This is a genomic window from Kitasatospora sp. NPDC059795 (assembly GCF_042732175.1).
In the GTDB taxonomy this organism is placed as follows: domain Bacteria; phylum Actinomycetota; class Actinomycetes; order Streptomycetales; family Streptomycetaceae; genus Kitasatospora.
Window position 1 is genome coordinate 135,041 of the sequence record NZ_JBHWID010000014.1, and the last position, 25,764, is coordinate 160,804.

The 25,764-nt window shown below is 73.7% G+C and carries 25 protein-coding genes; 9 read left to right on the plus strand and 16 right to left on the minus strand.

What is annotated here, in order from left to right; translation table 11 throughout:
- Positions 1-145 precede the first annotated feature (145 nt).
- Positions 146-745: a hypothetical protein gene (locus ACFV4P_RS26485; protein WP_380475162.1), complete on the plus strand. Its 600-nt coding sequence runs from the start codon at positions 146-148 to the stop codon at positions 743-745.
- A gap of 126 nt (positions 746-871) precedes the next feature.
- Here the strand turns inward: ACFV4P_RS26485 and ACFV4P_RS26490 are convergent, their stop codons facing one another.
- Positions 872-2,011: a cation diffusion facilitator family transporter gene (locus ACFV4P_RS26490; RefSeq protein WP_380475164.1), complete on the minus strand. Its 1,140-nt coding sequence runs from the start codon at positions 2,009-2,011 to the stop codon at positions 872-874.
- A 363-nt stretch (positions 2,012-2,374) separates the two neighbouring features.
- Here ACFV4P_RS26490 and ACFV4P_RS26495 point away from each other — a divergent pair, with 363 nt between their 5' ends.
- Together ACFV4P_RS26495 and ACFV4P_RS26500 are read left to right on the plus strand one after the other, a co-directional pair.
- Positions 2,375-2,827 carry a hypothetical protein gene (locus tag ACFV4P_RS26495; RefSeq protein ID WP_380475166.1) on the plus strand — a complete coding sequence of 151 codons (453 nt, stop codon included), beginning with the start codon at positions 2,375-2,377 and terminating at the stop codon, positions 2,825-2,827.
- A 242-nt stretch (positions 2,828-3,069) separates the two neighbouring features.
- Positions 3,070-4,185, plus strand: coding sequence for a DUF2332 domain-containing protein (locus ACFV4P_RS26500; RefSeq protein WP_380475168.1), 1,116 nt, complete (start codon positions 3,070-3,072; stop codon positions 4,183-4,185).
- Here the strand turns inward: ACFV4P_RS26500 and ACFV4P_RS26505 are convergent.
- From ACFV4P_RS26505 to ACFV4P_RS26530, 6 genes are all read right to left on the minus strand, one after another.
- Complete coding sequence (locus ACFV4P_RS26505) at positions 4,157-4,696, minus strand: DinB family protein (protein WP_380475170.1); 540 nt, start codon at positions 4,694-4,696, stop codon at positions 4,157-4,159. The two genes, ACFV4P_RS26500 and ACFV4P_RS26505, sit on opposite strands and share 29 nt — an antisense overlap.
- Positions 4,697-4,772: 76 nt before the next feature.
- Complete coding sequence (locus tag ACFV4P_RS26510; RefSeq protein ID WP_380475172.1) at positions 4,773-5,171, minus strand: HIT family protein; 399 nt, start codon at positions 5,169-5,171, stop codon at positions 4,773-4,775.
- Between the two features lie 140 nt (positions 5,172-5,311).
- Positions 5,312-6,706: a S8 family serine peptidase gene (locus ACFV4P_RS26515; protein ID WP_380475174.1), complete on the minus strand. Its 1,395-nt coding sequence runs from the start codon at positions 6,704-6,706 to the stop codon at positions 5,312-5,314.
- Positions 6,707-6,798: 92 nt separating this feature from the next.
- Positions 6,799-8,250, minus strand: a complete 1,452-nt coding sequence (locus tag ACFV4P_RS26520) for a WXG100 family type VII secretion target (RefSeq protein WP_380475176.1) — start codon at positions 8,248-8,250, stop codon at positions 6,799-6,801.
- A 64-nt stretch (positions 8,251-8,314) separates the two neighbouring features.
- Entirely contained in the window at positions 8,315-8,773 is a 459-nt protein-coding gene (locus tag ACFV4P_RS26525; RefSeq protein ID WP_143200367.1) for a hypothetical protein, read from the minus strand.
- A 144-nt stretch (positions 8,774-8,917) separates the two neighbouring features.
- Positions 8,918-9,607, minus strand: a complete 690-nt coding sequence (locus ACFV4P_RS26530) for an endonuclease V (protein WP_380475178.1) — start codon at positions 9,605-9,607, stop codon at positions 8,918-8,920.
- A 287-nt stretch (positions 9,608-9,894) separates the two neighbouring features.
- Here ACFV4P_RS26530 and ACFV4P_RS26535 point away from each other — a divergent pair, with 287 nt between their 5' ends.
- Positions 9,895-10,182, plus strand: a complete 288-nt coding sequence (locus ACFV4P_RS26535; RefSeq protein ID WP_380475180.1) for a hypothetical protein — start codon at positions 9,895-9,897, stop codon at positions 10,180-10,182.
- A gap of 141 nt (positions 10,183-10,323) precedes the next feature.
- Here the strand turns inward: ACFV4P_RS26535 and ACFV4P_RS26540 are convergent, their stop codons facing one another.
- Together ACFV4P_RS26540 and ACFV4P_RS26545 are read right to left on the minus strand one after the other, a co-directional pair.
- Positions 10,324-11,004 carry an RDD family protein gene (locus tag ACFV4P_RS26540; RefSeq protein WP_380475182.1) on the minus strand — a complete coding sequence of 227 codons (681 nt, stop codon included), beginning with the start codon at positions 11,002-11,004 and terminating at the stop codon, positions 10,324-10,326.
- 152 nt (positions 11,005-11,156) lie between these two features.
- A complete protein-coding gene (locus ACFV4P_RS26545; protein WP_380475184.1) occupies positions 11,157-12,824 on the minus strand; it encodes an RDD family protein in 1,668 nt (555 codons plus the stop codon).
- Positions 12,825-13,206: 382 nt separating this feature from the next.
- Between ACFV4P_RS26545 and ACFV4P_RS26550 the strand changes: the two genes are divergently transcribed.
- Positions 13,207-13,626, plus strand: a complete 420-nt coding sequence (locus ACFV4P_RS26550) for an SsgA family sporulation/cell division regulator (RefSeq protein ID WP_380475186.1) — start codon at positions 13,207-13,209, stop codon at positions 13,624-13,626.
- A gap of 175 nt (positions 13,627-13,801) precedes the next feature.
- Here ACFV4P_RS26550 and ACFV4P_RS26555 read toward each other — a convergent pair whose 3' ends face one another.
- The 3 genes from ACFV4P_RS26555 to ACFV4P_RS26565 all read right to left on the minus strand — a co-directional run bounded on the left by ACFV4P_RS26555 (position 13,802) and on the right by ACFV4P_RS26565 (position 17,570).
- Positions 13,802-15,217 carry a glycosyltransferase 87 family protein gene (locus ACFV4P_RS26555; RefSeq protein WP_380475188.1) on the minus strand — a complete coding sequence of 472 codons (1,416 nt, stop codon included), beginning with the start codon at positions 15,215-15,217 and terminating at the stop codon, positions 13,802-13,804.
- A gap of 248 nt (positions 15,218-15,465) precedes the next feature.
- Positions 15,466-16,848, minus strand: coding sequence for an ATP-binding protein (locus ACFV4P_RS26560; RefSeq protein ID WP_380475290.1), 1,383 nt, complete (start codon positions 16,846-16,848; stop codon positions 15,466-15,468).
- Between the two features lie 17 nt (positions 16,849-16,865).
- Positions 16,866-17,570 carry a response regulator transcription factor gene (locus ACFV4P_RS26565; protein WP_380475190.1) on the minus strand — a complete coding sequence of 235 codons (705 nt, stop codon included), beginning with the start codon at positions 17,568-17,570 and terminating at the stop codon, positions 16,866-16,868.
- A gap of 168 nt (positions 17,571-17,738) precedes the next feature.
- Here ACFV4P_RS26565 and ACFV4P_RS26570 point away from each other — a divergent pair, with 168 nt between their 5' ends.
- From ACFV4P_RS26570 to ACFV4P_RS26580, 3 genes are all read left to right on the plus strand, one after another.
- The gene (locus tag ACFV4P_RS26570; protein ID WP_380475192.1) at positions 17,739-18,347 is read left to right on the plus strand and encodes a hypothetical protein; all 609 of its coding nucleotides are present in this window, start codon (positions 17,739-17,741) and stop codon (positions 18,345-18,347) included.
- 80 nt (positions 18,348-18,427) lie between these two features.
- On the plus strand, positions 18,428-18,922 hold the full coding sequence (locus tag ACFV4P_RS26575) for an Lrp/AsnC family transcriptional regulator (protein WP_380475193.1): 495 nt from the start codon (positions 18,428-18,430) through the stop codon (positions 18,920-18,922).
- A 159-nt stretch (positions 18,923-19,081) separates the two neighbouring features.
- On the plus strand, positions 19,082-19,852 hold the full coding sequence (locus ACFV4P_RS26580; RefSeq protein ID WP_380475195.1) for an IclR family transcriptional regulator: 771 nt from the start codon (positions 19,082-19,084) through the stop codon (positions 19,850-19,852).
- Positions 19,853-19,898: 46 nt separating this feature from the next.
- On the opposite strand, the gene ACFV4P_RS26585 is transcribed toward ACFV4P_RS26580, so the two are convergent.
- From ACFV4P_RS26585 to ACFV4P_RS26600, 4 genes are all read right to left on the minus strand, one after another.
- Positions 19,899-20,732 carry a S16 family serine protease gene (locus ACFV4P_RS26585; RefSeq protein WP_380475197.1) on the minus strand — a complete coding sequence of 278 codons (834 nt, stop codon included), beginning with the start codon at positions 20,730-20,732 and terminating at the stop codon, positions 19,899-19,901.
- A 68-nt stretch (positions 20,733-20,800) separates the two neighbouring features.
- Complete coding sequence (locus ACFV4P_RS26590; protein ID WP_380475199.1) at positions 20,801-21,451, minus strand: IclR family transcriptional regulator; 651 nt, start codon at positions 21,449-21,451, stop codon at positions 20,801-20,803.
- Positions 21,452-21,884: 433 nt separating this feature from the next.
- Positions 21,885-23,708, minus strand: a complete 1,824-nt coding sequence (locus ACFV4P_RS26595; RefSeq protein WP_380475292.1) for a DEAD/DEAH box helicase — start codon at positions 23,706-23,708, stop codon at positions 21,885-21,887.
- Positions 23,709-23,893: 185 nt separating this feature from the next.
- Positions 23,894-24,961, minus strand: coding sequence for a sigma-70 family RNA polymerase sigma factor (locus tag ACFV4P_RS26600; RefSeq protein ID WP_380475201.1), 1,068 nt, complete (start codon positions 24,959-24,961; stop codon positions 23,894-23,896).
- Between the two features lie 256 nt (positions 24,962-25,217).
- Between ACFV4P_RS26600 and ACFV4P_RS26605 the strand changes: the two genes are divergently transcribed.
- Positions 25,218-25,736 (plus strand): SsgA family sporulation/cell division regulator, encoded by a 519-nt coding sequence (locus ACFV4P_RS26605; protein ID WP_380475203.1) that lies wholly within the window; start codon positions 25,218-25,220, stop codon positions 25,734-25,736.
- Positions 25,737-25,764: the final 28 nt, after the last annotated feature.

Sequence of the window (25,764 nt, forward strand, 5' to 3'; positions counted from 1 at the left end):
GACTTTCATTGGATCGACACAGCATTGCGATCCTGTCCGACCCGGGCTGCCGACCTGCGGGATCTGACCGAACGTGACCGATTCCACACGCAGCGGCACCACGCGCGGCGTCGGCGGGCGTTGCGAATTGCCTACCATCAGGCACATGTCCCGCGACGAGTCATCCGCCCAGCGCGCTGCCAGACTGCGCCTCGGCCGCCTGCCCGGCTACGTCCGCCAACCCGATCCCGCCCGGCGTGGCGGAGAGGACGGACGTGCGTACAAGAAGGGCTGGGAAGTCCGTTTCACGGCGCGCAGCGAAGAGGAGATAACCGAGATCCGCGAGCTGGTCACGGCCGCCGGGTTCGCCCCCGCGCGGCCGTTCTTCAAAGGTCACCAGCTGATCCAGCCGGTGTACGGGATCGCCGCCGTGCAGGCCTACCTGGCCGCCCGCGAGGCCGCCGAGGAGACCGGCCGGATCCGCCGCACCGCCGGCATTCCCGAGCAGTCACGGCGCGAGCCCGACAGCGTGGCCGCCGCCGCGCGGGCCGCCGAGACGGCGGCGGCCGAGGCCGCGGCGCAGGCGGCCGCGCAGGTCTCCGGACGGCCCTCCGCGCAGGGGGCCGGACCGGGGTCCCCGCAGGAGTCCCTGCAGGCCGAGGCGCGGGGCGATGTGCAGAGCGAGGTGCGGGGCGAACTGCGGGGCGAGGGCTCCAGGGGCGTTCTGCGGCCCGTTCGGGAGGCGGGTGGCCCCGAGGTTCGCTGACCGCCCCGAAAGGTCGCCAGGGAGCCCTTCCGGGCTCCCTGGGGCGGTTTTTGACGGTACGTCAGACCTCGGGCGCCGCAGACGGGCCCGATTCGGGGTGCGCCGGGGTTCCGTCGGCCGAGTGGTTCAGACCTCGGCCGGCGCGTGGTCGATGCGGACGGTGGCCGCCAGCAGCCGGGGGACGGCGCGGATCAGCGCCCGCTCGGCGGCCGCCGCCACCTGACGGCCGGCCACCACCGTCAGGGTGCGGTCCACCACCACCTCGGCCTCGGCCCGCAGCGCGTGCCCGATCCAGCGCATCCGCACCGCGCCCACCCCGCGCACCCCGTCCACGGCGGCCAGTTCCCGTTCCGCCACGTCCACCAGGGCCGGGTCGACGGCGTCCATCAGCCGTCGGCCCACCTCGCGCACCGTGCCGCGCAGCACCAGCAGGATCGCCGCCGTGATCAGCAGCCCGACCAGCGGGTCCGCGAGCCGCCAGCCCAGCGCGCCGCCGGCCGCGCCGAGCAGCACCGCCAGCGAGGTCAGCCCGTCGGTACGGGCGTGCAGGCCGTCCGCGACCAGCGCCGCCGAACCGATCCGCCGCCCGGTCGCGATCCGGTGCCGGGCCACCCACTCGTTGCCGACGCACCCCACGACGGCCGCGCCCGCCACCGCCCACAGGTGCGCCACCGGCTGCGGGTGCAGCAGCCGGTCCACCGCCGTCCAGCCCGCCACCAGCGAGGACGCCGCCACCGCCAGCACCACCGCGACGCCCGCCAGGTCCTCCGCCCGCCCGTACCCGTAGGTGAAGCTGCGGTTCGCGGCCCGCCGGCCGAGCAGGAAGGCGACGGCCAGCGGCACGGCGGTCAGCGCGTCGGCGGCGTTGTGCACGGTGTCGCCGAGCAGCGCGACCGAACCCGACAGCACCGCGATCACCGCATGCACGGTCGCCGTCAGGCCGAGCACCAGCAGCGAGACCCACAGCGCGCGCAGGCCCTCGGCGGAGGACTCCAGCGCCGCGTCGACCCGGTCGGCGGCGTCGTGCGAGTGCGGGCGCAGCAGGTGGGCCAGTCGGTGCCCGAGGCGGTGCCGGTGCTCGTGGTCGTGGTCGTGGTCGTGGTCGTGGCCGCTTTCGTGCCCGCGCCCGCGCCGGTGTTCGCGCCGGTGTTCGTGCCGGTGTTCGTGTGCGTGTCCGGCTTCGTGCGCCCGTTCGTGCTCCTGTGCGCGCCCGGGCCGGCGGGGGGTCGCCGGGTCGTGGTGGTCCGGGTGGTGGCCGCCGTCCACGTGCGGGTGGCGGTGTGCGTGTTCATGGCGGTGCTGTCGGTCCGATGTGTGATGGTGGTCATGCCCGTGGTCCGGGTTTCGCCCGTGAAGGTGAGCCCCGTTGCCGTGTCCGCGTTCACCCATGAGGCCTACGGTGGCACACCAACTGCCTTGCAGCCACTGCCGATCTACCGCCCTTGACCAGGTGCGATGCGCTCGCAACTGGGCACGGCCGGCGGCGGTTGCCGACGGGTCGTCGAGCGACGCCCGGAAGTGGCTCCGCCCCCGGGCATCTCAGCAGACTTGTCACCCACAGCACCCGCCCGAGGGCCTAGAGTGAGCGCTGACGCTCCCCGTCCGGACCCAGATCGAGAGGCAGCTGATGTGACCGATCGTCATATCCCGGCCGCAGGCTCGGCATTCGCTGATCGGTCCACCGAACTTCCCCGCGTCTCGGTCGAGTTCGCGGCGTTCTGCGAGCTGCACGAGCCGCGGTACCGCAGCTACGCCCGGGTCTGGTTCCAGGAGCCCGCCGCCGCCGACCAGGTGGTCCGGCTCGCCCTGTGCGAGCTGGCCGAGGTCTGGCCCGCCGTGCTGGAGAGCCCCAACCCGGCCGCCGCGGCCTGGCAGATCCTGCGCGACACCGTCACCGCGCAGCACGCGCTGGCCGGTGCGGAGGAGCTGCGTCCGGACGTCGACGCCGAGGAGGACCTGGCGATCCTGCACTACGTGGTCGGCCTGGCCACGCCCGAGATCGCCGACGTGGTGGGCGTCGACACCGCCAGGATCACCAGCCGGCTCCGGCAGACCCACCGGCAGCGCGCCACCGACCGGTGATCCGCGCCGGATCGGCGTGCGCCGGCGGCGGGCGTGCAGCGGCACCGGGCGCGTGGTGGTTGCCGCGCGCCCCGGGGTGATCCTGTCGCCCGCGTGCGACTCCGTACGCGGTCTCCCGGGTGGTGAGCGCCGGTCGCACCGGTGCCGCCCGTGATCGAGATCACCGCCGGGGCGGCTACCGGCCGGGTCGGTCGGCGGCGAAGGATGGCGTCCTGATCACCCTGCGGCGGAGGAGTTTCCGAATGTCCATCGCACACGCCGTGGCCATGTTCCGGCACCAGGCCGAGGCCTGCGCGGAGCTCGGCTCACCGCTGTCCGCCGCCCTGCTGCGGCGCGCCGCCGAGGACCTGGCCGCAGGCGGCCCCTGCGCTGCGGCGATCGCCGGCCACGAGGACGCCCCCGGGCCGTCGGCGATCGCGCTGCGCCTGCTCGGCGCCGTCCACGCCCTGGTGATCTCCGGCCGGGCGCCCGCCCTGGCCGCCCACTACCCGAGCGCCGGCGGCGCCTTCGACCCCGCCGCCCCCGACGCCCCCTGGCCGGCGTTCCGCGCCGCCGTCGCCGACCACCTGCCGTGGATCCGCGAGTGGCTCACCCGCCCGCCGCAGACCAACGAGGTCGGCCGCGCCAACCTGCTGCTCACCGGCCTCGCCTGGGCCCAGCAGCAACTCGGCCCGGCCGCCCCGCTGCCCGTCCGGCTGCACGAGCTCGGCTCCAGCGCGGGCCTCAACCTCCTTGCGGAGCAGTTCCGTTGCGCCTCCCCCGGGTTCTTGTACGGCCCGCCGGACTCGCCCGTGGTGCTCACCGACGCCTGGCGGGGCGAGCCGCCCGCCTGGCTGCGGGACGCGCCGCTCCAGCAGGTGGTGGAACGGCGCGGCTGCGACCCGACGCCGATCGACCCGCGTTCCGCCGACGGCGCCCTCGCCCTGCGCGCCTACCTGTGGGCCGACCAACTCCCGCGCCTGGAACGCCTGAACGGCGCCCTCGCCCTCGCCGACCGGCTCCCCGCCCCGGTCGCACCGATCGGCGCGGCCGAGTTCCTGCGCGACGTCCGGGTCGCCGACGGGACGCTCACCGTGGTCTGGCACTCGATCATGCGCCAGTACGTTCCCGCCGAGGAATGGCGTTCCGTGGAGGGCGAGTTGGACCGCCTCGCGGCCGCCTCCGGCCCGTCCGCCCCGTTCGTCCACCTCGCCCTGGAACCCCGCCGGGTCGGCCCCGCCCACCGCTACCTGCTCACCGCCCGCCTCGGCGCCGGGCCCACCGCCGTCCTCGCCGAGTCCGTGCCGCACGGCCTGCCCGCATGGACCCTGACGGCCGACGACCCCGCCCTCAACTCGCCTGGTGCCGCGCCCCGGTGACGTCGTAGCGGTGGTGCACCGGGTCGTGGATCAGGTACCGGGCGAAGGACTCCACCGTGAACCGCGCGCCGTCGCTGCGCAGTCCGGTGCGGCCCCGCTCGGCGTCCGTCACCGCCTCGAACGAACGCGCCAACTGCTCGGCGCCGGCCGCGAGTTCCACGGACACCGCGGCCGGGTCCTGCTCGCCGTAGCGCTCCTCGACGGCGGTCGCGTCCTGGTCCCAGTTGGCGAACAGCGGGCCGTCCTCGGCCAGCATCAGCTTCAACCGGACGTCGAACAGCCGGAACACGTCCCGCACGTGGCACGCGTACTCGAGCACCGACCACACCTCGGGCCGCGGCCGCTCCCGCAACGCCGCCGGATCACCCGCCAGCAGCCCCGTCCAGGCCGCCGCGTTCTCCCGGATCATGCCCGGGACCTGCTCGAACCCCACGGCAGGCGTGTCCAGCCCGCAATCCGCGCAGGGGCGCTCCAGCACCCACGTCCAGTCCTTGGTGTCAGGGATCATCATGCGCCCCAGCATCGTCCCCTCACCCCCCACCCCGCCAGCGGCGCCACCGCCACCGGCCGTCGAGATCCCGCCAGCCTCAGCGCACCTCGCCGAGCGCGGCAGCGACCTTCCCCCCGATCTCGTTCATCTCCTCCTCCGACACCGCCCACTCACCCGCCCGCAACAACCCGAACACCCGCGGCCCGCGCAACTCCACCGCCAACTCCCGCCCACGCGGCACCACATGGAAGTGCACGTGCCGAAACCCTTCCGCCTCCCCGAACTGCGCCACATACGCCTTCTCGCACCCCGTCACCACCTCCACCGCCCGCGCCAACCGCACCAACCACCCACCCAGCGCCGCTGCCTCGGCCCCACTCAAATCCGCCATCGACTCCACATGCCGCCGCGGCAACAACACCAACCACCCCGGCAGCGCACAGTCCACCGCATGCACCACCCGCCAGTACTCGTCCACCGCGATCCGCTCGTACAACGGCAGCCCCTCGAACCCGGCCTCCCGCCCACACGCGTAACACCCCGTCACACCCATCGCCTCCCCTGCCCCGAACGCCGAACGGCCCCCCGAGGACCGGCAGAGCCAATCCCCAGGAGGCCATCAACAACAACCCACCCTCACCGCTGGTACGGATTCCCCCCACCCGGCGGCTGCTGCGGCGGATACGGCGCCTGCTGCGGCGGGTACCCCTGCCCCTGCTGCGGCGGATACTGCGGCTGACCGTACCCCCCGGGCTGCTGCGCCGGCGGATACCCGTACCCCGGCCCCCCACCAGGCCCGCCAGGCCCGCCGGGCCCGCCACCATTGCCACCCTTGGAACGCCGGACCAGCAGCACGATCACCACGATGACGATCAGACCGACGACACCGCCGCCGACCGCAATCAGCATCCCGCTGCCGCTCTTGGAGTCACTGCTCGCCTGAGCCCCGGTCGAGTCACCACCGGCGGCCGGCGTCTTCGCCGGGTCGGACGCCGCGCCGGAGGGCTTGGCGGACGAGCCTCCGTCCGCGCCTGCACGGTGAAGCAGCGGGTTGTCCTTCGGCCCGTTGTCGACCGCCGGGTTGGCGGCCAGCGAGGCGGACGGCGACACGATTCCGTAGCCGTACTGGTTGTTCGGGAATGTCCCCTTGCCGTTGACCTTCACCGCGCTCTTGATCATCCGGTTGATGACCTGCCCCGCCGACAGATTGGGGTACTTCGCCCGCACCAGCGCCGCAGTCGCAGAGACATATGCTGCAGCATCGGACGTGCCACTGCCCGTGTTGTAGCCCTGCTTCTGATTTGCGTGATAGATGTTATCGCCAGGAGCCGCAAGCGTCACTTCGGGCCCCGTGGATGAATTCGGCCAGAGGCCTCCACTCTCCTCAACTGCCGTTACCACGACCACGCCAGGGAACGCCGCCGGCCAGGGAATCTTCAGGTCCGCGGTGTTTCCGGAGCTGGCGACGAGGACGACATCCTTCTCGATCGCATAGTTGATTGCGTCCTGGTAGCCCTCATCGAACTTGGTGCCGCCGCCGAAGGACATGTTGATGACCTTCGCGTTGTGGTCGACTGCGTAGCGAATCGCTTCCCCGAACTCCTTCTCGCTACCGGCCGGGACATTGATCCCATCACCGACGTGAATCTTCACGGGAAGGATCTTGGCCTTGGGCGCCAGGCCCATGATCCCCGCATTGTCGCCGTGCCCATGCCCGGCAATGACACTGGCCATCGCGGTTCCGTGACCATCGGTGTCACTACGCCCATTCCCGCCAGGACTCATGAAGTCAGTCCCGGACAGGACCTGACCGCTCAGGTCGGGATGGTCCGCGACGCCCGTATCGAGGACGGCGACAGTCACCCCATTGCCCTCGCTGATCGGCCAAACCTTCTCAGCCGCGCTGTAGTTCTTCAGCGCCCACTGCCCGTCGCGAATGGTGTCCGCCGCCGCAGGCCCGGTGCTGACACCCCAAACCAGGGCTCCCGCAGCAAACGCGGCCAGACCGCGCACGGATCGGCTGGTCGTCAAGCCTCGTCACCCCACTCGTTGAAGCGGCCGCCCCGCAGACCATCGGATCTGCGGGACGGCCGGTCGTGTTCGACAGTTCTACTGACCGAACGTCATTCCACCACGTTCGGGTTGACCTGATCGCCCGATGCCCAGGTTTCCTCATCTTCGACGAGGTAGTCCGGACGGTCCTTGCCGCGCTTCTTGTCCTTCTTGCCGGCCTGGCCGTGACCGCCCATGCCGCCCCCCTGCCCGGCACCGCCCTGACCCGGGCCACCGGCCTGGCCACCGGCACCGCCCTGGCCGAAGCGGTTGCGCCCGATGCCGGACCCGCCTTCAGTGAACGCCCGTCCACCGGCGTTGGCGTGGGTCGTCTCACCGATCACACCGCCGGCCTTACCGGCCAGGTTGCCACCGGAGCGCGCGCCGATGCCGGTTCCGCCACCCGCACCGCCGCTGCCCAGGCCGCCACCCGCGCGAGCCCCCATGCCGCCGGTACCGGCACCGCCACCCGGGCCACTGCTGCCGCCAAGGCCACCGGAACCGAAGGTGCCGGCCTTGGAGGCGCTGTTGCCGGTGAAGCCGACACGGCTGGTGCCGATTCCGGACCCACCACCGAGCAGGCCGCCCGCGCCACCGCCGACGCCAAGGCCGCCGCTGGCTCCGCCGGTCGTCCCGAGCCCACCACCGGACGGGCCGTGCACCCCGCCGGCTCCGCCGGTGCCACCGATCGTCCCGGTGCCCCCGCGGACACCGCCGTTCCCACCCGGCGTCCCGTCAATGCCCGTGCCCGGGCCCTTGGGCTGCGGAACAGGGTTGGCCGTTCCACCGGAAATACCCGCGTCGGTCGGACGCACCACGACAGGCTGCAGCTTCGGGGCCTGGGGCGTACGGCTGTTGACCGACTTCTGACCGGAAACACGCGACCCGGACGAGCCCGTCGCGCCAGCACCGTTCGGCCCGGAAAGACCGGCACCGACACCCATGATCAGAGCCCCGAGGGCGGAGGCACCACCGTTGTCCGGCGGCGTCAAGTCCTTGGAGTCCTCAAGGCGCGGGGGCGGCGGCTTCAGGTAGCTGGTGGTGGCACGGTAGCTGGCCGCCAGCGTCTGCATCACCGTAACCGCTTCCTGCTTCCGCGAGTCCGCGACGGCAGTGCGAGTGTCTTCGTTGTCGATGCCGACCGTCTGCTGGGCGGTGTCGCTGACCGCATCGCCCACCTTGTCCCAGAATCCGGGCTCCTCGGGCATGTCACGCTTGGCCTTGTCGATGGCCTCGGACATCATCTCCAGCGCGTTGGCCGCATCGTTCGAATAGGCCGCGACGTTGTTGACGGAGTTGGCAAGCTCAGTCATCCGCGAGTAGAACGCGTTGCTGGTGTCACCCTGCCAGGAGTCACTGGTGTCAGCAGCCGCGGTGTTCAGCGCCGTACGGATCTGCTTCAGGGTGCTGGTGGCGCGACGCCAGGGGTCGGCGGCAGCCATGACCGCGCCGGAGTCCATCGACTGGACCATGGTGCGCATCTGACCATGGCTGTAGGCGGTGAAGTTGGTCATCTCGGTCACGATCGGCTCCCCTCACGTCGAACAGCGCCTCGGCGGTCACCCAGTTTCGTTGTGTCTCCGACGATCACCACTGCGGCCTCGGCTCTCCGCTGCCCGCCGGTGACACGTTCCCGACCGGCGACGCGGCCTGCGGAGCGGCTGCTGTGGTGCGCCGAGTCGAGGTCGCAGGATTGGGAACCGCCGTGGACCAGCCGTCACTCGCCAGCTTCAGGTGGTTGCTGGCGTCGTGCTCCTGCTCCTCGTAGTTGGTCGCAGTCCGGTCCGCATTCTGCTGCGCTTCGTCGATCGCCTGCTGGATGAGATCGAGGACCCTCTTCAGGTTGTCCCGCATCTCGCCGTACTTGGCATGCAACGCCTCGGCCTCCGGGAAACTGCCGAACGCCGTAGGCGCCAGCCCCGTCTGGCCGTGGACCTTCGCGCCACCCGCGCCGTCTTCGAACTCCTTGAGCAGTCCTCGGACTTGCGACGCGAATGCGCGCAGGCTGTCCACCTCTACCTGGTAGCCCTTGCCGCCTGTGCTCATGTAACTCGTACCTCCCCCGTACCTGCTGCCCGCTGGACTGCCCGCTCGACCGCCTGGGGCCTGATGGAAAAAGTTGGCTCCAGTCCATATGTCTAACACATGGAACGGTCCGTCAAAACGCCCCCCTGGTGACCGAAGGTGGGGTCAGGGGGTGGGGACGGTGGCGGCGAGGGCCTGGCGGCAGAGGGAGTCGGCTCGGCGGGTGGTTTCGGGGAGGCGGTAGGAGGGGGTGAGCGCGAGGGTGACGGCGGTGGCCTCGGGTAGACCGATGCGGTGGCCGACGGAGACGAAGACGGGCTTGACGCCCTGCCGGGTGCGGACCGCGCGGCCGACCGTCTCGGGGCCCTCGAGGAGCGGGGACCATTCGCCGCGGTGGTCGCCGGGCGGCTGGTGGGTGAAGGTGAAGGGGGTCTTGGCGATCCCGAGGGTGGGCAGGCCGGTGTGGACGCCGAGGTGGCTGGCGAGGCCGAGGCGGCGGGGGTGGGCAAGGCCGTAGCCGTCGCAGACGATCAGGTCGGGGGTCCGGGTGAGCCGGGACAACGCGTCGAGGACGGCGGGGAGTTCGCGGAAGGCAAGCAGTCCGGGGAGGTAGGGGAAGGCCACCCGGCCGACGGCGGTGACCTGTTCGACGACGTCGAGGGTCGTGTAGTCGAGCAGGACGGCCGCGGCGGCGACCACGTCGCGTTCGTCGTCGTAGGCGACGTCGACGCCGGCGATCAGGGTGCCGGGGCGGCGCGCGGGTTCGGGGCCCTCGGGGACGACCAGGGGGCGCAGGCGTTCCTGTTCGGCGCGGGCGGCTTCCGCGGTGGTGGGCCAGTCGGTGGGGACGGTCACGGGGGCTCCGGGCGGGTCGGGAACAGGGGCGCGGGGCGGGCCACCCGCCCCGGCGTTGTCCGTGTGCACGCTATCGCTCGCGAAAGCCCGACGCGGACGGAGGACGGGATGGGGCGCGGGACCGAGGGCGGGGACGGCCGACACGGAGCGCCGGCGTGAGCCCGTGCGCCCCCTGTGCCCCCGATCAGCTCAACTCCCGCGCGTTAGGCTGAACTTACTGCTCAACGCCGAGGAGTCCGAACCGGAGCCCGACCCCGCCTCCCTGCCCGCGCGAAGGGTTGATCGCCATGACGCGCCCCACTGCCCCGCCGCCCGGCACCACCCGATCCCCCGTCGCCCGCCCGGGCCCGGTCCAGGTGGGGCTCGGCGCCCTGATCGCGACGGCCGCCGCGGTGGCCCTGCTGGCCGTGTCCGGGGAGACGGGGGTGTGGCGGGTCGCGGTGCTGGTGGCGTTCGCGGTCGCACTCGGGACGCTGTCCGCCGTCCTGCTCACCACCCGCCCCCGGGTACCGACGGCCCCGAAGGCCGCCCCGCAGACCGCCCGCCGACCCGAGTACGCCCACCAGTCCCACTGAAGTCCCACTGACGGACACGCCCGCACCGAACAGCTCCCGGGCACCGAACAACTCCCGGGTACCGAACGACTCCCGGGCCCGCGGCAGGTCGATGGCTGCCGCGGGCCCGGGGCCCAACCGGAATCGTCCTCCGAGAGACCGTCAGGCGGTGGAGACCACCACCGTCTTGGCCGCCTTGTCGTGGATGCACTGGCGGTAGGGCCGGTCGAAGACGCCGAACAGGCCGTCGACGGGCCACCAGAGGGCGCCGCAGCAGAGCATGGCGGGGACGACGAAGACAGCGGCGCGGGTCCAGGCGGCACCGGTGTTCGGGGGCGAGCCGTCGGCGAGCATCGCGACGCGGATCTTCATCAGCTTCTTGCCGAGGGTCTGGCCGTCCCGGCTGAGCATCAGGCCCTCGTAGATCAGGTAGAAGATGTAGCTGAGCCAGGCCGAGCCGACCCAGCCGTCCTGGTTGGCGAAGTTGGCGAACGGCAGCAGCACCAGGACGGCGAGCGCCTCCACCATCAGCCAGTCGACCAGGCGGGCGACGATCCGCGCGCCCCAGCCGCCGAGCGCGGGCATCCCGGGGACCGGTCCGGGGCCGGGCGTGCCGTAGGGCGAGCCGTACGGGCCGCCGGGGGGCGGGGTCTGGCCGGGCGGGGGGCCGTAGCCGGGCGGCCGGTTGTCGTAGGGGGAGCCCGATCCGGGCGGCGCACCGTACTGGCCACCGTAGCCGGGCGGCGTGTCGTACGGGCTGCCCGCCGACGGCGGCTGCTTGTCGAAGGAAGGCTTGCCGCCCTCCTCCGGCTCGGTCCCCGAGGGGTCGTCGTGGGTGCTCATGCGACGAGTAGAACACCGCGATTACTACGATGTTGGGATATTTGCGATGTTTCATTTCGTTTCAGAGGCATTCGACGGTGCCCGGCACCGCAGGCGAACAGGACCGCCGCTCCGACGCACCGTCAAGGCGACGACCCATCAGCACCGCTGCGTCAGCGCCGCGCCACCCGCACCACCCGGGTCCGGGCCACCCGGTCGTGCCAGCCGCGCCGGGCCGGACGGTCCAGCAGCGGCGCGACCAGGCCCACCAGCACGAGGGCGCCGAGCCCGCCCACCAGCCAGCGCAGCAGCGAACGCCCGAAGCCCGGCGGACGGGTGCCGCCCACGGCGACCACCCGGATCCGGGCCAGCCGCTTGCCGAAGGTCTGGCCGGTCCGCGCGACCGGCAGCACCTGGTACAGCAGCGCGAACAGCACCAGCACCCCGAGCACCACGCCCAGCCGGCCGAGCACCGTCTGGTCCAGCAGCCACACCTGGTGCTGCCGACCGGTCAACTGGGCGGCGTGCTGGGCCTGTTCGATCTTCCTCCGGACGTGCGCCGAGACCGTGGCCGCCATCGGCACCGCGACGGCCGCCCCGACCACGAGGGTCGCCGCACCGTCCACCAGCCACCCGAACGCCCGCGCCGCGAGCCCGGCCGGAACGGGCGCCTGCACGGCCGCCCGCCGCTTCTCACCGCTGCCGGCGCCGCTGCCGGTGCCACTGCCGGCGCGCACCCGCTCGGCCGTCGACGCGACCCGGGGCTCCGGCCGAGCCGCACCCTCGCGCGGCGGCCGCACCCGCTCGCTGGTGACGTGCGCCGGCCGCTGCTCCCGCACGGCCCGATCCACCGGCGACGGCGCGGCGGCCCGCTCCACCGGCGACGGCGCGACAGCCCGCTCCACCGGCGACGGCACGTCGGCCGGGGCCTCGGCGGACGGCGCGTCGACGCCCCAGGACACCCGACGCGGCGCCGCCCCGGTCTCCATCAGCCCGCGCTGCGCCCACGGATCCGCCCGCCACCCCGAACCGGCGGCAGCCCCGTCGACCCGCGCCTCCTCCGCGCTCTGCCCCCGCAGCGGCTCGTACGGCGCCGCCCGCTCGTACTCCGGCCGCGGCTCGTACAGCGACGCAGGCCCCGCCGACATCCCGACCGAACCGCCGCCACCGCCACCGCCACCCCCGTGCCAGGGCGTCCCCCCGAGCGGCTGGGCGGGCCGCGGCGCGATCTCCTCCTCGACCACCGGTTCCTCGACCACCGGCTCCGGCTGCCGGACCTCGGCCCGCACCTCCCGCACCTCCCGAGCGGCCTCCCGCCCCGCTCCGGCGCGCCGCGGTGCCACCGCCGCCGGCTCCGGCACCGACACCGGCCCCAGCCGCAGCGCGGCGGCGGTGGCCCAGGACTCGGCGGCGGGCTGGAGCCCGTTGCCGGTGACAGCCCAGGGCTCGCCCGGTGCGACGCTCTGCGGCCGGAGCTCGACGGCGGCGGGCGGCGGCTCGACCGGGTCGGGGTGGGCGGGCATGTTGAAGGCGGTGTGCGCGCCGGTCTCGTCGAGGTAGATCGGGCCGGTCTCGATCAGCGGGCCGGTGGGCGCGGCGGGGACGAGGCCGGGCGGGACGGTGTAGGGCGGCGGGCCGATGTAGCGGGCGACGAAGCGCGGGGGCTGGAGCTGTTCGCCGGGAGCGGGGGCGGCCCGGCTGGTGCCGGGGACCCAGGCGTGGCCGGCCCAGTAGCGGACGAAGCCGGGTACCGAGGGGTCGGGGTAGTAGCCGGGTGCTCCGGCGTCGGCGGGCACGGTCGTGCCGAGCATCGGTGCTGCGGTGGGGGGCCGGTCCGTCATTGCCTCTTCCTTCGTACCGGCACCGCGGCGTGCAGGTGTGCGGATGTGCGCAACAGGGCCGCGGGCGGAGAGTCGCCGGGCAGTCACAAAGGGTAGCGCCTGGAGGGGTCCGGTCCGCCTGGTTCACCGGAACTCGTGGAACCGGTGGTACGGAACGGACGCGAGTGGTAGGGCACGAATCCTGGGGGTCGGGTGGCCCGGCCGGCGGGCCGCGACCGCCCCAATGTCCCGCCCGGAACAACCGGGTCGGCGGGGAAAAGGTTCTGCGGAAAGTCCGCCGGAAAAGTTCTCGGAAACCCGTGTAAGAGTGTCCGGCCGATCCGCTCTTGTTCGGGTGTGGGGCCGGTCGGCGGCCTCACGCGGAGGCGAGAGGGTGAGCGGCATGGCCGGACAGTCGACCGGAGCGGTGGAGCAGGAACTCGAACTGGAACTGGTGCTGTCGCCGGAGCGCAGCGTCTCGGTGCCCGCCCGGTTGTCGTACGGGAGCCACGACCCGTTCGCGGTGTACGTGACCTTCCACCTGGACAGCGGAACGCCGGTCACCTGGGTGTTCGCCCGCGAGCTGCTGGTGGAGGGAACGTTCCGTCCGTGCGGTCAGGGCGACGTGCGGATCTGGCCGACCCGGGCGGGTCGGCGCAGCGTGCTGTGCATGGCGCTGAGCTCGCCGGCGGGCGACGCGCTGCTGGAGGCGCCGCTGCCCGTCGTGGCGGCGTGGCTGGAGCGGGCGCACCGGCTGGTGCCGCCGGGCGCGGAGCTGGAGGCGATGGACCTGGACGGTTCCCTCGCCGAACTCCTCGCGTGACCGGCCGCACACCGGAGGCCGCGCCCGCACCACCGACGACCGTCGGAACGCCGGAGGCCGCGCCCGCACCACCGGCGACCGTCGGAACGCCGGAGGCCGCGCCCGCACAGGCCGCTGGCCGTGCAGGACGCCGCGGCCGTGCCGGAAGCCGCAGCCGTGCCGGCGGGCCCGGCGCTCAGCGGGCCGCGGGGGCCTTCTGGGCGCCGGTGCTGCCGAGTCCGTCGGGCTCGGTGCGCGGGGCGGGCAGGCGGGCCGGCGTGGTGCCGGCGGCGCGGCGGCGGGAGGCCACGCGCAGCGCGGCGACGGCCAGGAAGCACAGGCCGAGCAGCGGGTAGACGGAGGCGGGCAGCTGGCTGGGCAGTGGCAGCCGGAGGTCCAGGTCGCCCTTGTGCGGGACGATCCACATCGCGAAGGAGAGGAATCCGAGCAGCGTCAGGCCGAACACGAGTCGCCACCGGAAGCGCCGGACGGCGGCGGGGCGGGAGCGTTCGTGGGCGGCCTCGGCGGCGAGCAGCACCAGCATCGGCACGCACCACACCCAGTGGTGGGTCCAGCTGATCGGGGAGATCAGCACGGCGGTGACGAGCGCGGCGCACACGCTCCAGGCGTCGGCGCGGGGCGACCAGCCGGCGCTGCGGTGCGCCCAGACGGCGACGGCGAGTCCGCCGACGGCGACCAGGGCGGCGAGCGCGGTGGCGGGCAGTCCGGGGTTCTCGGTGTGCAGCAGGCGGGCGACCATCCCGCTGAGCGACTGGTTGTCGACGATGACGGTCTTGCCGACCCGGGTGGAGTCGAAGAGGTACTCGGTCCAGAAGCCGCGGGTGGCGTCCGGCAGGACCAGCGCGCCGATCAGGAAGGTGCCGAGGAACGCGGCGCCGGCCGTCAGGGCGGCCCGGACCCGGCCGGTGATCAGCAGGTAGACGGCGAACAGGCCGGGGGTGAGTTTGATGCCGGCGGCGAGGCCGATGGCGAGGCCCTTGGAGCGGGCGTGGTCGGGGCGGGTGAGGTCCCAGAGGATCAGGCAGGCCAGCGCGAGGTTGATCTGTCCGTAGCGCAGGGTGGTGAAGACGGGTTCCAGCCAGACGCCCAGTCCGGTGATCAGGAGCACGCCGATCGGCCGCAGCTCGCGGCGCGGCCAGTCGACGAGTTTGAAGGACAGGTGGGCGAGCGTGGCCAGCAGCAGCAGGTTGCCGACGGTGACGGCGACGCGCAGGAACGGGATGCCGAACCAGGTGGTCGGCACGAACAGCATGGCGGCGAACGGCGGGTAGGTGGCCGGCAGGTCCCACTCGGTGACCCGGATCGCGTACAGGTCCTGGCCGTGGGCGACGGCGGCGCCCTCGGCCCGGTAGACGATCATGTCGACCATCGAGGTGCCGACGAAGTGCCGCACGGCGGCGTAGCCGAGCAGCGAGACCAGGGCGATCGCCGCGGCGGTCAGCAGCGGCCGCCAGGGGGCGGCGCGCAGGGCGGCGTTGATGTCGGCGAGCAGGCGGACGGGTGCGGTGAGGGTGCGCTGCCAGGCGGGGACGGGTGGCTGTTCGGGTCCGCCGGAGGGTGGCGTGGCGCGTTCCGCTTGCACCGTGGTCACTGTCTTGCTCCGTCCGCCGTCGACCTGCGCTGGGCCAGCAGCCGACACTACCCGACCTCCTCGTTCGCGCCACCGGTCGCGGTCGCCCCGGGTTCCGCTCCGGGGTGCCGGGCGGGCGGGCCGCGACGGCGGGCCCGGGACGGCATGAGGTGCCGCTGAGGCGGTACTAGGGAGTACTTAAGGAAGAGGAGCGACACCAGCTGTCGCCCCCGCGGTAACAGCTGCTGTGTCGGTGTCATCGGCCTGCGTCAGTCCTTGCGGATCGGTCGGCCGGGGCGGCGCCGTTGCTGGCGCGGCAGTTCGACTTGGGTGCGGGTGTTGAGGCGCACCCCGATCTCGGCGCCGCCGAGTGCGGCGGAGCGGCCGAGGGTGACGTCGCCGCCGGTGCTCTCGGCGAGCTTGCGGACGATGTCCAGGCCGAGGCCGGTGGAGCCTTCGCCGCCGTGGCCGGCGCCGCGGCGGATCGCCGGGGCCGGGTCGGCGAAGCCCGGTCCGGCGTCGCCGACCAGGACGGTCACGGCGTCCTCGGTGGCGGTCAGGTCGACGGCGAAGGCGGTGCCGACGGCGGTGTGCCGGAAGACGTTGCCGAGCAGGGCGTCGACGGCGGCGGCCAGGTCGCCGCGCTGTACGGGCACGGGCGCCGGTTCCCCGTCGCCGACCAGCTGCCAGGGCCGGCCTTCGTCCTCGGCGAGGGCGGACCAGAACGCGACGCGTTCGCGGACCACTTCGCCGGCGTCGCAGCCGAGGACCAGCTGCGGCGCGTCGACGGGGTGCCGGCGGGCGGTGCGGATGATCTGGTCGACCTCGCGTTCGAGCTGCGAGACGGCGTGCCGGGTGGCGTCGGCGGCGTCGCCCGCGCCGAGGGCGGCGGCGTTGAGCCGGAGCACGGTGAGCGGGGTGCGCAGCCGGTGCGAGAGGTCGGCGGCGAGTTCCCGTTCGGCGGCGAGCAGGTGGACGACGCGGTCGGCCATGGCGTTGAACGCGAAGGCGGCTTCGCGGAGTTCTTCGGGTGCGCCCGCCGCTTCGGGGCCGTCCACGGGGACGCGGACGGTGAGGTTGCCGGAGCCGAGCGAGCGGGCGGCGGTGGCGAGGCGGCGGGCGGAGCGGACGATGCGGGCGCCCATCCGGTCGGCGACGCCGACGGAGACGGCGACCAGGGCGAGCGCGACGCCGGAGAGCACCAGCCAGGCGGTGCCGACGCCGCGCGACAGATCGGCGTCGGGGACGAACACCTCGACCATCGCGACCCGGCCGTTGTCGACGGCGACGGGCTGGAGCAGCGCGTAGCCGCCGGCGGTGCGGACGGTGCCGCCGCGCACCCCGGCCTGGCCCTGGTCGTCGGCGGCGGCCTGTCCGGCGTCCGCCCGGGCGTGCCCGACGACGGCGCCGCCGGGCAGGTGGACGGCGAGGCGGTCCTGCGCGCCGGCGTCGGTGGAGGCCAGGGCGCGGGCGACGGCGTCCTGTTCGGTGGTGATAGCGAGCGCGGGCCCGAGGGCGGCGGCCTGTCGTTGGGCGGTGGTGAAGGCCCGGTCGCGGGCGGTGTGCTGGACGACCAGGCCGAGCGGGATGAGGAACGCCAGCGCGACCATGACGGTGCCGGCGATGGCCGCCTTGACCATCGCCCAGCGCAGCGAGCGGAGCAGGCGCTTCATGGCGCGCACCCGACCGGTTCCGAGGGCGCTTCCAGCCGGACGCCGACGCCGCGCACGGTGTGCAGGTAGCGCGGGTTGGAGGCGGTCTCGCCGAGCTTGCGGCGCAGCCAGGACAGGTGGACGTCGATGGTCTGGTCGCCGCCGTAGGTCTGCCGCCACACCTCGGCGAGGATCTCCTTGCGCGGGACGACCACGCCGGGCCGGGCGGCGAGGAAGGCCAGCAGGTCGAACTCGCGCCGGGTGAGGTCGAGCCGTTCTCCGTCGAGCAGGGCCTCGCGGCGCTGCGGGTCGATGGCGAGGCCGCCGACCCGCAGGACCTGAGGGGCCATCAGGGAGCCGCCGCCGAGTCTGCGCAGCACGGCGGCCATCCGGGCCGTGAGGTGCTCCCCGGAGAACGGTTTCACCAGGTAGTCGTCCGCGCCGTCGTTCAGCAGCCGGACGATCTCCGCCTCGTCGTCGCGGGCCGTGGAGATGATGACCGGTACGTTGGTCAGTCCGCGGATCATCTTGAGCGCCTCGCTGCCGTCCAGATCGGGCAGGCCCAGATCGAGGACCACCAGGTCGCAGCCGACCTGGGCGACTTCGCGCAGCGCCTCCAGGGCGGTGCCGACGGAGCGCACGGCGTGGCCGGATTCGGCCAGATGGCGGATCAGGGCGGAACGCACAAAGGGGTCGTCCTCGACCACAAGCACTGTTGCCATGGGGCTGCACGGTACGGCATCGGGACCAACTGGTCTGTACCTCGGGGGGTAGGGGTGGCGCGATCCCGCTGTCTGACGGGTCCTCTGGATCCGTGATCTGCAAGGTTGCTGAGGATTGACCGGGGCACTGACCTGCCCGTGACCTGAGTACGGCAGGATGGCCCGCAAATGCGGAGCGGATGGGTTCAACTGGGTGCTTGGACGGCAGCCACCGGGGCGGCGGTGGCGCTGTCCTGGCTCGGTGTGCACGCGGTGCTGGCCGACACGGAGTTCGAGGGGCCGGTGGCGCTGCCACTGCCGGCGACGGGCCCGCCGCAGCCGGGTCCGGCGGCGACCCCGCCGCCGGCCTCGACGACGGGCGACCCGCCCTCCGCCCCGGGCCCGGGCCCCACCGGCGGCCCGGGCGGCTCCGGCGCCCCGGGGTCCTCCGGCACCGCGTCGGCCCCGCACCCCGGTCCGGACCCGAGCGCGGACCCGGCGCCGAGCGCGACCCGGTCCCAGGCCGGGCCGTCGCACGGCTCGGCGTCGATCCAGTCCACGCCGAGCAGCACCACCGGGACGGTACGCAGCTACCTGATGCCGGGCGGCCGGGTGGCGCTCGACATCCGTCAGCACGACGTCCAGTTGGTGTCGGCGACCCCGGAGGCGGGCTGGACGATGCAGGTCTGGCACGGCGACCAGTGGATGCGGATCAACTTCAGCAGGGACGGCCGGGTCTCCTCGGTCTGGGTGACCTGGAACGGCTTCGAGCCGAACGTGCAGGTGGACCCGGGGTGACGCGCGCCCTCGGGGGCTGACGGGGGGCCGGTGCCGACCGCACAATGTCGGTCGACGCCCGCACCACCGAGGAGCCGCCCGTGCCCCCGCAGCCCGAAGCCATCGACGCGCTGGACGGAAGACTGATCCGGCTGCTCACCGAGGAGCCGCGGATCGGGGTGCTGGAGTGTTCGCGCCGCCTGCAGGTGGCGCGCGGCACGGTGCAGGCCCGGCTGGACCGCCTGCAGGCCCGCGGGGTGATCGGCGGGTTCGGCCCGCAGGTGGACCCGGGGGCGCTGGGCTACCCGGTGACGGCGTTCGCGACCCTGGAGATCTCGCAGGGGCAGGGCACGGTCGTCCGGGCGCACCTGGCGGCGGTGCCGGAGGTGCTGGAGCTGCACACCATCACCGGGCACGGCGACATGCTGGTGCGGATCGTGGCCCGGTCGAACGCGGACCTGCAGCGGGTGATCGACCGGGTGGTCGGCTTCGACGGCATCGTCCGGGCGTCCACCGCGATCGCCCTGGAGAATCCGGTGCCGTACCGGATCCTGCCGCTGGTGGAGCAGGCCGCGGGGGCGCCGGACGGGGGCTGACGGCGAGCCCTTGTCCAGCTTTTGGCGTGTCCACGGGTGACGGCGGCGGATTTATGGCATATGCCTATGGCTCGTGCACGCATTGAACGCAATCGCGAACCCCAGGGCAACCCTCCCCCAAGGCCCGCCGCCGACCGCTCCCGCCGCCGGGACGCCGCAATGAGGCGGGTCACCGCGGAGGCGCCCACCCTCATCGCCTCCGCCCAACGCGCCCTGCGGCTGCTGGAGGCCGCCGCCCAGCACCCGGCGGGCGCCACCGCCAAGCAGCTCGCCCGGGACACCGGGCTGGCCCTCGGCACCACGTACCACCTGCTGCGCACCCTCGTGCACGACCGGTACCTGGAGCGCCGGGAGGGCCGCTACCGCACCGGGCCGGCGGTGTCGGGGCTGAGCCCGGAGGAGCCGTTGGACGGTCCGGAGGCGGGCCGGAGTCGGCTGGACCGGGTGCTCGGCCGGATCGCGCACCAGCTGCACGCCGCCGTGCACTACGCCCGGTACAAGGACGGCGAGGTCGAGCTGGTCGCCGCCCGGGCCGCGCCGGGGGCGAACATCGTCGATCCGGAGCGCTTCCGGATCGGCGCGCACGCCCACGCCAGCGGCAAGACCCTGCTGGCGCTGATGTCGGCCGAGGAGCGCCGGGCACACCTGGCCCGCTACCCGATGGTGCCGTTCACCCCGTACACCCTGCGCGAGCCCGCCCAGCTGCCGCTGCTGCCCGGGCCGGGGCCGCAGCGGGCGGCGCCGATCACCCAGTACCAGGAGTACGAGCTCGGCCTGGTGGGGGCGGCGGTGCCGATCGTGCTGGGCAGCGACCTGGCGGCGATCGGGGTGGCGCTGCCGCTCTCGCAGGCGCACCGGTTGACGGCGGTGGCCGAGAAGCTGCGGACCCGGGTCGGCGAGGACCTGGTGACGGCGGCGTTCGGCGTGTAGGACGCGGCTCCGGTCGGGCTTAGGGGTGGGGCCCGGCCGGGCCGGTTCAGCAGTGCGGGACGGCGCCGCCCTCGCGCACCGCTTGGAGGGCGGCGATCGACTCGGACAGCGTGTCCACCGGGACCAGCCGCAGCCCGTCGGGGGTGTTGACCTTGCCCTGGGTGCACTCGCTGCGCGGCAGCAGGAACACCGTGGCGCCGGCCGCGTGGGCCGCCTGGGTCTTGAGCGGGATGCCGCCGACCTGGCCGATCCGCCCGTCGGCGTCGATGGTGCCGGTGCCCGCGATGTTCATCCCGCCGGTGAGGTCGCCGCCCTTGCCGTCGCCGGCGATCTTGTCGATGATGCCCAGCGCCAGCATCTGGCCGCCGCTCGGCCCGCCGATGGCCCCGAGCTGGATCTGCACGTTCACCTGCTCCGGCGACAGGTGCAGGTAGCTGAGCGCGGCCATGGTGGCGCTGTCCTGGGACTGCGTCATCTGCTGCTGCGTCACCTCGTTGGCCTTCTTCGGGTCGCTCTGCGGGTAGACCTCCGCAGTGGGCACCACGGCCCGCTCGGGGTCGACCCAGGCCGCCAGCGAGTCCCACAGGGTGTTGCGCCGGCCCGGCACGGTGGCCTCGATGGTCACCACCCGCAGGTTCCCGGCGGTCTGGCGCTGCGGCGCCCCGGTGACGGTGAGCACCTCGACGGTCTGTTCCGCGCCCTGGGCGTCCTTGACCCGGACCGTGCCCAGGGTGTCGGCGGTCTGGCCCGGCGACTCCAGGGTGAACGGCAGCGGCACGAACGCGGCCACCGCGAACAGCGCCAGCACCGGCAGCGCGCACAGGGCGAGGGCGCGGCTGCGCGGGGCGGTCAGGGCCGGGGGCAGGGTCTTCGAAGGCACACCCCGCATCCAAACACACCGGGGCCCCCGCCCGGGGCGGCCTCGCGGATCGGCCGGCCCCGGCCGGTTCAGCGCAGCGCGTCGGCGACCTCGGTGGCGGCCTCCACCACGCGCGGGCCGACCCGCTCGGGCACCAGGCCGTTGAGCATCACCACGCCGACGCTGCCCTCGATGCCGCTCAGGCCGATCAGTGCGGCGGCGGCCCCGCACGCGCCGGACTGCTCCTCGGCGCGGGTGATCACGAAGCCCTGGTCGGGGCGGCGCTGGCCGGGGAAGCCGCGGGCCTCCAGGATCGCCCGGCCGGCCGCGCTCTCGGTGAGCGGGTGGCGCAGTCCGGTGCGGTAGGCGACGTGGAAGTCCGTCCAGGTCGGCTCGACCACGGCGACGGCGAGCGCCTCGTTGCCGTCGACCAGGGTGAGGTGGGCGGTGGCGCCGAGGTCCTCGGCGAGCGAGCGCAGCGCGGGCAACGCGGCCTCGCGCAGCAGCGGGTGCACCCGGTGCGCCAGGCGCAGCACGCCGAGGCCGACCCGGGCGCGGCCGCCGATGTCCCGGCGGACCAGCCCGTGCTGTTCCAGGGTGGCCAGCAGGCGGTAGACCACCGTGCGGTTGACGGCCAGTCGGGCGGCCAGCTCGGTGACCGTCAGCCCGCGCTCGGAGTCGGCGAGCAGTTTCAGTACCCGGACACCCCGGTCCAGGGTCTGGGAGGTCTCAGCAGTCACGAACGCCAAATCCTTTCCGCGGCGAGTCCGACCATACGGCACAACTGCCTTGGGCAGTACCGGAATTGATCACACGTCAGACGAATGTCCGACGTGGGAGTCCGGCCTCGGCGTGGTCTGCCGGTCGCTGGGCTCCGCGGTTGCTCCGGCCGGGCTGCGGGGTGGGGCCCGGACGGGGTTGGGGAGACGCTAGTGAACGGGAGGTGCGCTGCGGAAGTGGTTGTTCAAAATCCGATCCACATCGTTGGAAAGTCGCGATGAAAAAACGGACAAGACACACAAAACTACGGGCGTAACCGATCAGGTGTTCGATATCTGACCGGTAGCCGGACAGCGGCCTTCCGCTGCGGCGGGGCGGGCGCGGACACGCGAACGGCCGGCGCCCCCGCCCACGGGTGTCCGCGGGTCGGGGGCGCCGGCCGTTCGCCCGTCGTCAGGCCCGGGTCGCCCACTCCCGGATCCGGCCGATCCGCGCCTTCAGCTGGTTGGCGGTGGCCTGCGCGGTGAGCGGCCCGCCGCACTCGCGGCGCAGCTCGTTGTGGATGCTGCCGTGCGGCTGGCTGGTGCGGTGGTGCCAGGCGGCGACCAGCGCGTTCAGCTCCTTGCGCAGCTCGCGCAGCTCCTGGTGGGTGACCACCGGGCGCTGCTCGGCGGGCAGTTCGATCAGGTCGGCCTCTTCGGCGGGGCGGGCCTTGGAGCGCTGGATCTGCCGGTGCTGACGTTTCTGCAGCAGCATCTGCACCTGGTCGGGTTCGAGCAGGCCCGGGATGCCGAGGTAGTCCTCCTCCTCCTCGCTGCCGGGGTGCGCCTGCATGCCGAACTCCATGGCGTTGTACAGCACCCGGTCGAAGACCGCGTCGCTGCCCAGCGCCTCGTAGGAGAACTCCTCGCTCCCGGTGTCCGGCCCGTCGTTGGCCTTCTCGGCCTCGGCGAGCAGCCGGTCCTCCTCGTCGAACAGGCCCTCGCCCTCCTTCTTGGGCCGGTCCAGGACGTGGTCGCGCTGCAGCTCCATCTCGTTGGCGAAGCCGAGCAGCATCGGGATGGTCGGCAGGAACACCGAGGCGGTCTCGCCGCGCTTGCGGGCGCGGACGAAGCGGCCGACGGCCTGCGCGAAGAACAGCGGGGTGGAGATCGAGGTGGCGTACACGCCGACGCACAGCCGGGGCACGTCGACGCCCTCGGACACCATGCGGACCGCGACCATCCAGCGCGAGTCGCCGGCCGCGTAGTCGGAGATCCGCTTGGACGCCTCGGTCTCGTCGGAGAGCACCAGGGCGACCTTCTCGCCGGTGATCTCGCGGAGCATCTTGGCGTACGAGCGGGCCACCGTCTGGTCGGTGGCGATCACCAGGCCGCCGGCGTCCGGGATGCCCTTGCGGACCTCGGTCAGCCGCCGGTCGGCGGCCTGCAGCACGGCCGGGATCCACTCGCCCTGCGGGGACAGCGCGGTGCGCCAGGCCTGGGCGATCAGGTCCTTGGTCATCGGCTCGCCGAGCCGGGCCTCCAGCTCGTCGCCGGACTTGGTGCGCCAGCGCATGTTGCCGGAGTAGCTGAGGAAGATCACCGGTCGGACGACGTGGTCGGCGAGGGCGTGCCCGTAGCCGTAGGTGTAGTCGGCGATCGACTTGCGGATGCCGTCGCTGCCCGCGTCGTAGGCGACGAACGGGATCGGGTTGGTGTCCGAGCGGAACGGCGTACCGGTCAGCGCGAGCCGGCGGGTGGCGGGTTCGAACGCCTCGAAGCAGGCCTCGCCCCAGGACTTGGAGTCGCCGGCGTGATGGATCTCGTCCATGATCACCAGCGTCTTGCGGGCCTCGGTGCGGTTGCGGTGCAGCATCGGGTTGACGCCGACGCCCGCGTAGGTGACCACGATGCCGTGGTAGTCCTTCGACAGCTGGCCCGAGGAGTACGCCGGGTCCAGCCGGATGCCTATCCGGGCGGCGGCCTCGGCCCACTGCTTCTTCAGGTGCTCGGTGGGCGCGACCACGGTGATCTGCTGCACCAGGTGGTTGTGCAGCAGGTAGGACGCCAGGGTCAGGGCGAAGGTGGTCTTTCCGGCGCCCGGCGTCGCAACCGCCAGGAAGTCCCGGGGCTGCTTCTCGATGTACTTGTCCAGCGCGCCCTGCTGCCAGGCGCGGAGCCTGCCCGCGGTGCCCCAGGGGGCACGGCCGGGGAAGGCCGGGGAGAGGTGCGCGGCGGCGGAGGTGCCGGTGGGGCGGGGGTGGGAGCTGTCGACGTGCGAGAACAGCGGGGCCATCGAGGAGGAGGCGGCGGTAGTCACGGTCTCCGAACGGGGTCGTCGCAGGTCAGAGCCTGTGCGAGGCCCTTGACCCGCGGTCGGCGGGCGGTCGTGGAACCCGCCCAGCCTAGCCCCTTCCGGGGGGGCGGACCGCGGCGATGGCGTGCCCCTGTGGCGCGCGTCCCACTCCGCCCGCGCGACCCTCACCACACCTTCACGCGACACGGTCGGCCGTTCACCGTGATCGCGTCGGGGACGGCGAACGGGTGCCTCGCGACGCCGGTGAAGGCGGCCTCCGCACTGGCCCCCGGCCGCAGGACGGAGCCCTCCTCCAGCAGCACCGCCCCCGCCACCTCGCTGGCCTGCCCGACGCCCGACCGGGGCACCGCCAGGTGCTCGCCGTCGGCAAGCGGCCGGCGCAGCGTCCAGCCGCCGACCGGCCGGTCGGCGGTGGTGCGGACGGTCGGCCGGGCCAGGAACCGGCCGCCCGGCTGCGCGGTGATCCGGTGGCCGACCTCGCACCCGGGTTCGCCGCCGCGCAGCCCGGCGCCGCCCGCCGGGGGCGCCACCAGCGCGGCCAGCAGCGCCATCGCGGTGCCCACCAGCCCGGCCAGGCCCAGGTTGACCCGGCGCAGCAGGGCGAGCCGGCGGCGGCAGTCCGCGCAGTGCGGCAGGTGGCGCTCCACCTGCCGCTCGGCCCGCCGTCCGGCCCGGCCGCGGGCCTGCCCGGCCAGCGTCCGCCAGTGCCCGGCGCAGGACCGGTCGCGCGGGCTGCCCGGGTAGGCCCGCAGGTACGCGAGCCGCAGGCCCTCGCGGGCGCGGTGCACCAGGACGGCGGCCGCGCCGCGCCGCACCCCGAGCCGGGCCCCGATCTCGCCGGGCGGCAGCCCCTCCACCTCGGCCAGCCACAGCGCGTGCGCCCACCGCTCGGGCAGTTGGGCGAGCAGGCGGCGCATCCGGTCGGTCTCGGCCACCGTCGCCGCCGGATCCTCGCTCTCCCCGCCGGGCACCTCGGGCCGGGTCGTCTCCCGCACCGGCACGGCGGCCAGATGGCGGACGGTGGTGGCCAGGTAGGCGCGCGGGTCCTCGATCCGCTGCCCGGCGGCCAGCCGCCGCCACACCCGCAGGTGGGCCTCGGCGACCAGGTCCTCGGCCTGCCAGCGGTCGCCGCCGGTCAGCCGGCCGGCGTAGCGCAGCAGGCCGGGGTGGTGGCTGCGGTAGAGCTCGGTGTAGCTGGCGTGCGACGGGCGACCGGCGGTCCGTACTGACAACTCGGTGATCTTGTCCTCCCCTGGCCCGGCCGGACCGGCGGCGGACCGGTCGACTCCCGCGATCCTGCCCGGGCGGCCGGGCGGCCGCACACACAACCCCCACACCAGGTGGGCGAAATGCCCGATTGACCCTCATCAATGTGGCGCAGATCACGTGAAATGGCCCCAAAACCGGTGTAATTCCTCCTACCCCTCCCGACTCTCTACATCTCGGAAGGCGACACCGGTCGCACCCCCACCTCCCGGAGGAAACGTCGTGTCCGCAGCCCCCGCGTCGATCGAACAACACACCCAGGCCCGACTGATCCTCGGCACCCACCGCTCCGTCCTGCTCCGGGTCACCCTGCGCTACCGCGCGGAGGACCCGCTGGCCGTCCGGATGGTCTTCCCCGCCGAGTACGCGCTGGACGCCGATCCGTACGACCCCCACGGCCCGCACAACCCCGACGACCCGTTCGACACCGCCGCGCCCGCCGCGCCCGCCGCGCCCGCCGCACCCGCCGACCGGTCGGTGCCGGACATCGAGTGGGTGTTCGCCCGCCAGCTGCTCTCCGCCGGCCTGGACCTGGCCGTCGGCGAGGGCGACGTCCGGGTCCGGCCCGCGTTCGGCATGCGCACCATGGTCGAGCTGCGTTCCCCGGAGGGCGTCGCGCTGCTCCAGTTCGCCCGCGCGGACCTGCGCCGCTTCGTGTGGCGCAGTCACCTGGCCGTTCCGGAGGGCCAGGAGCTGCGGCACCTGGACTGCGACCGGGCGCTCGCCCAGCTGCTGGCCTGACGCCCCGGGCGGGTCCCCACCCGGCCCG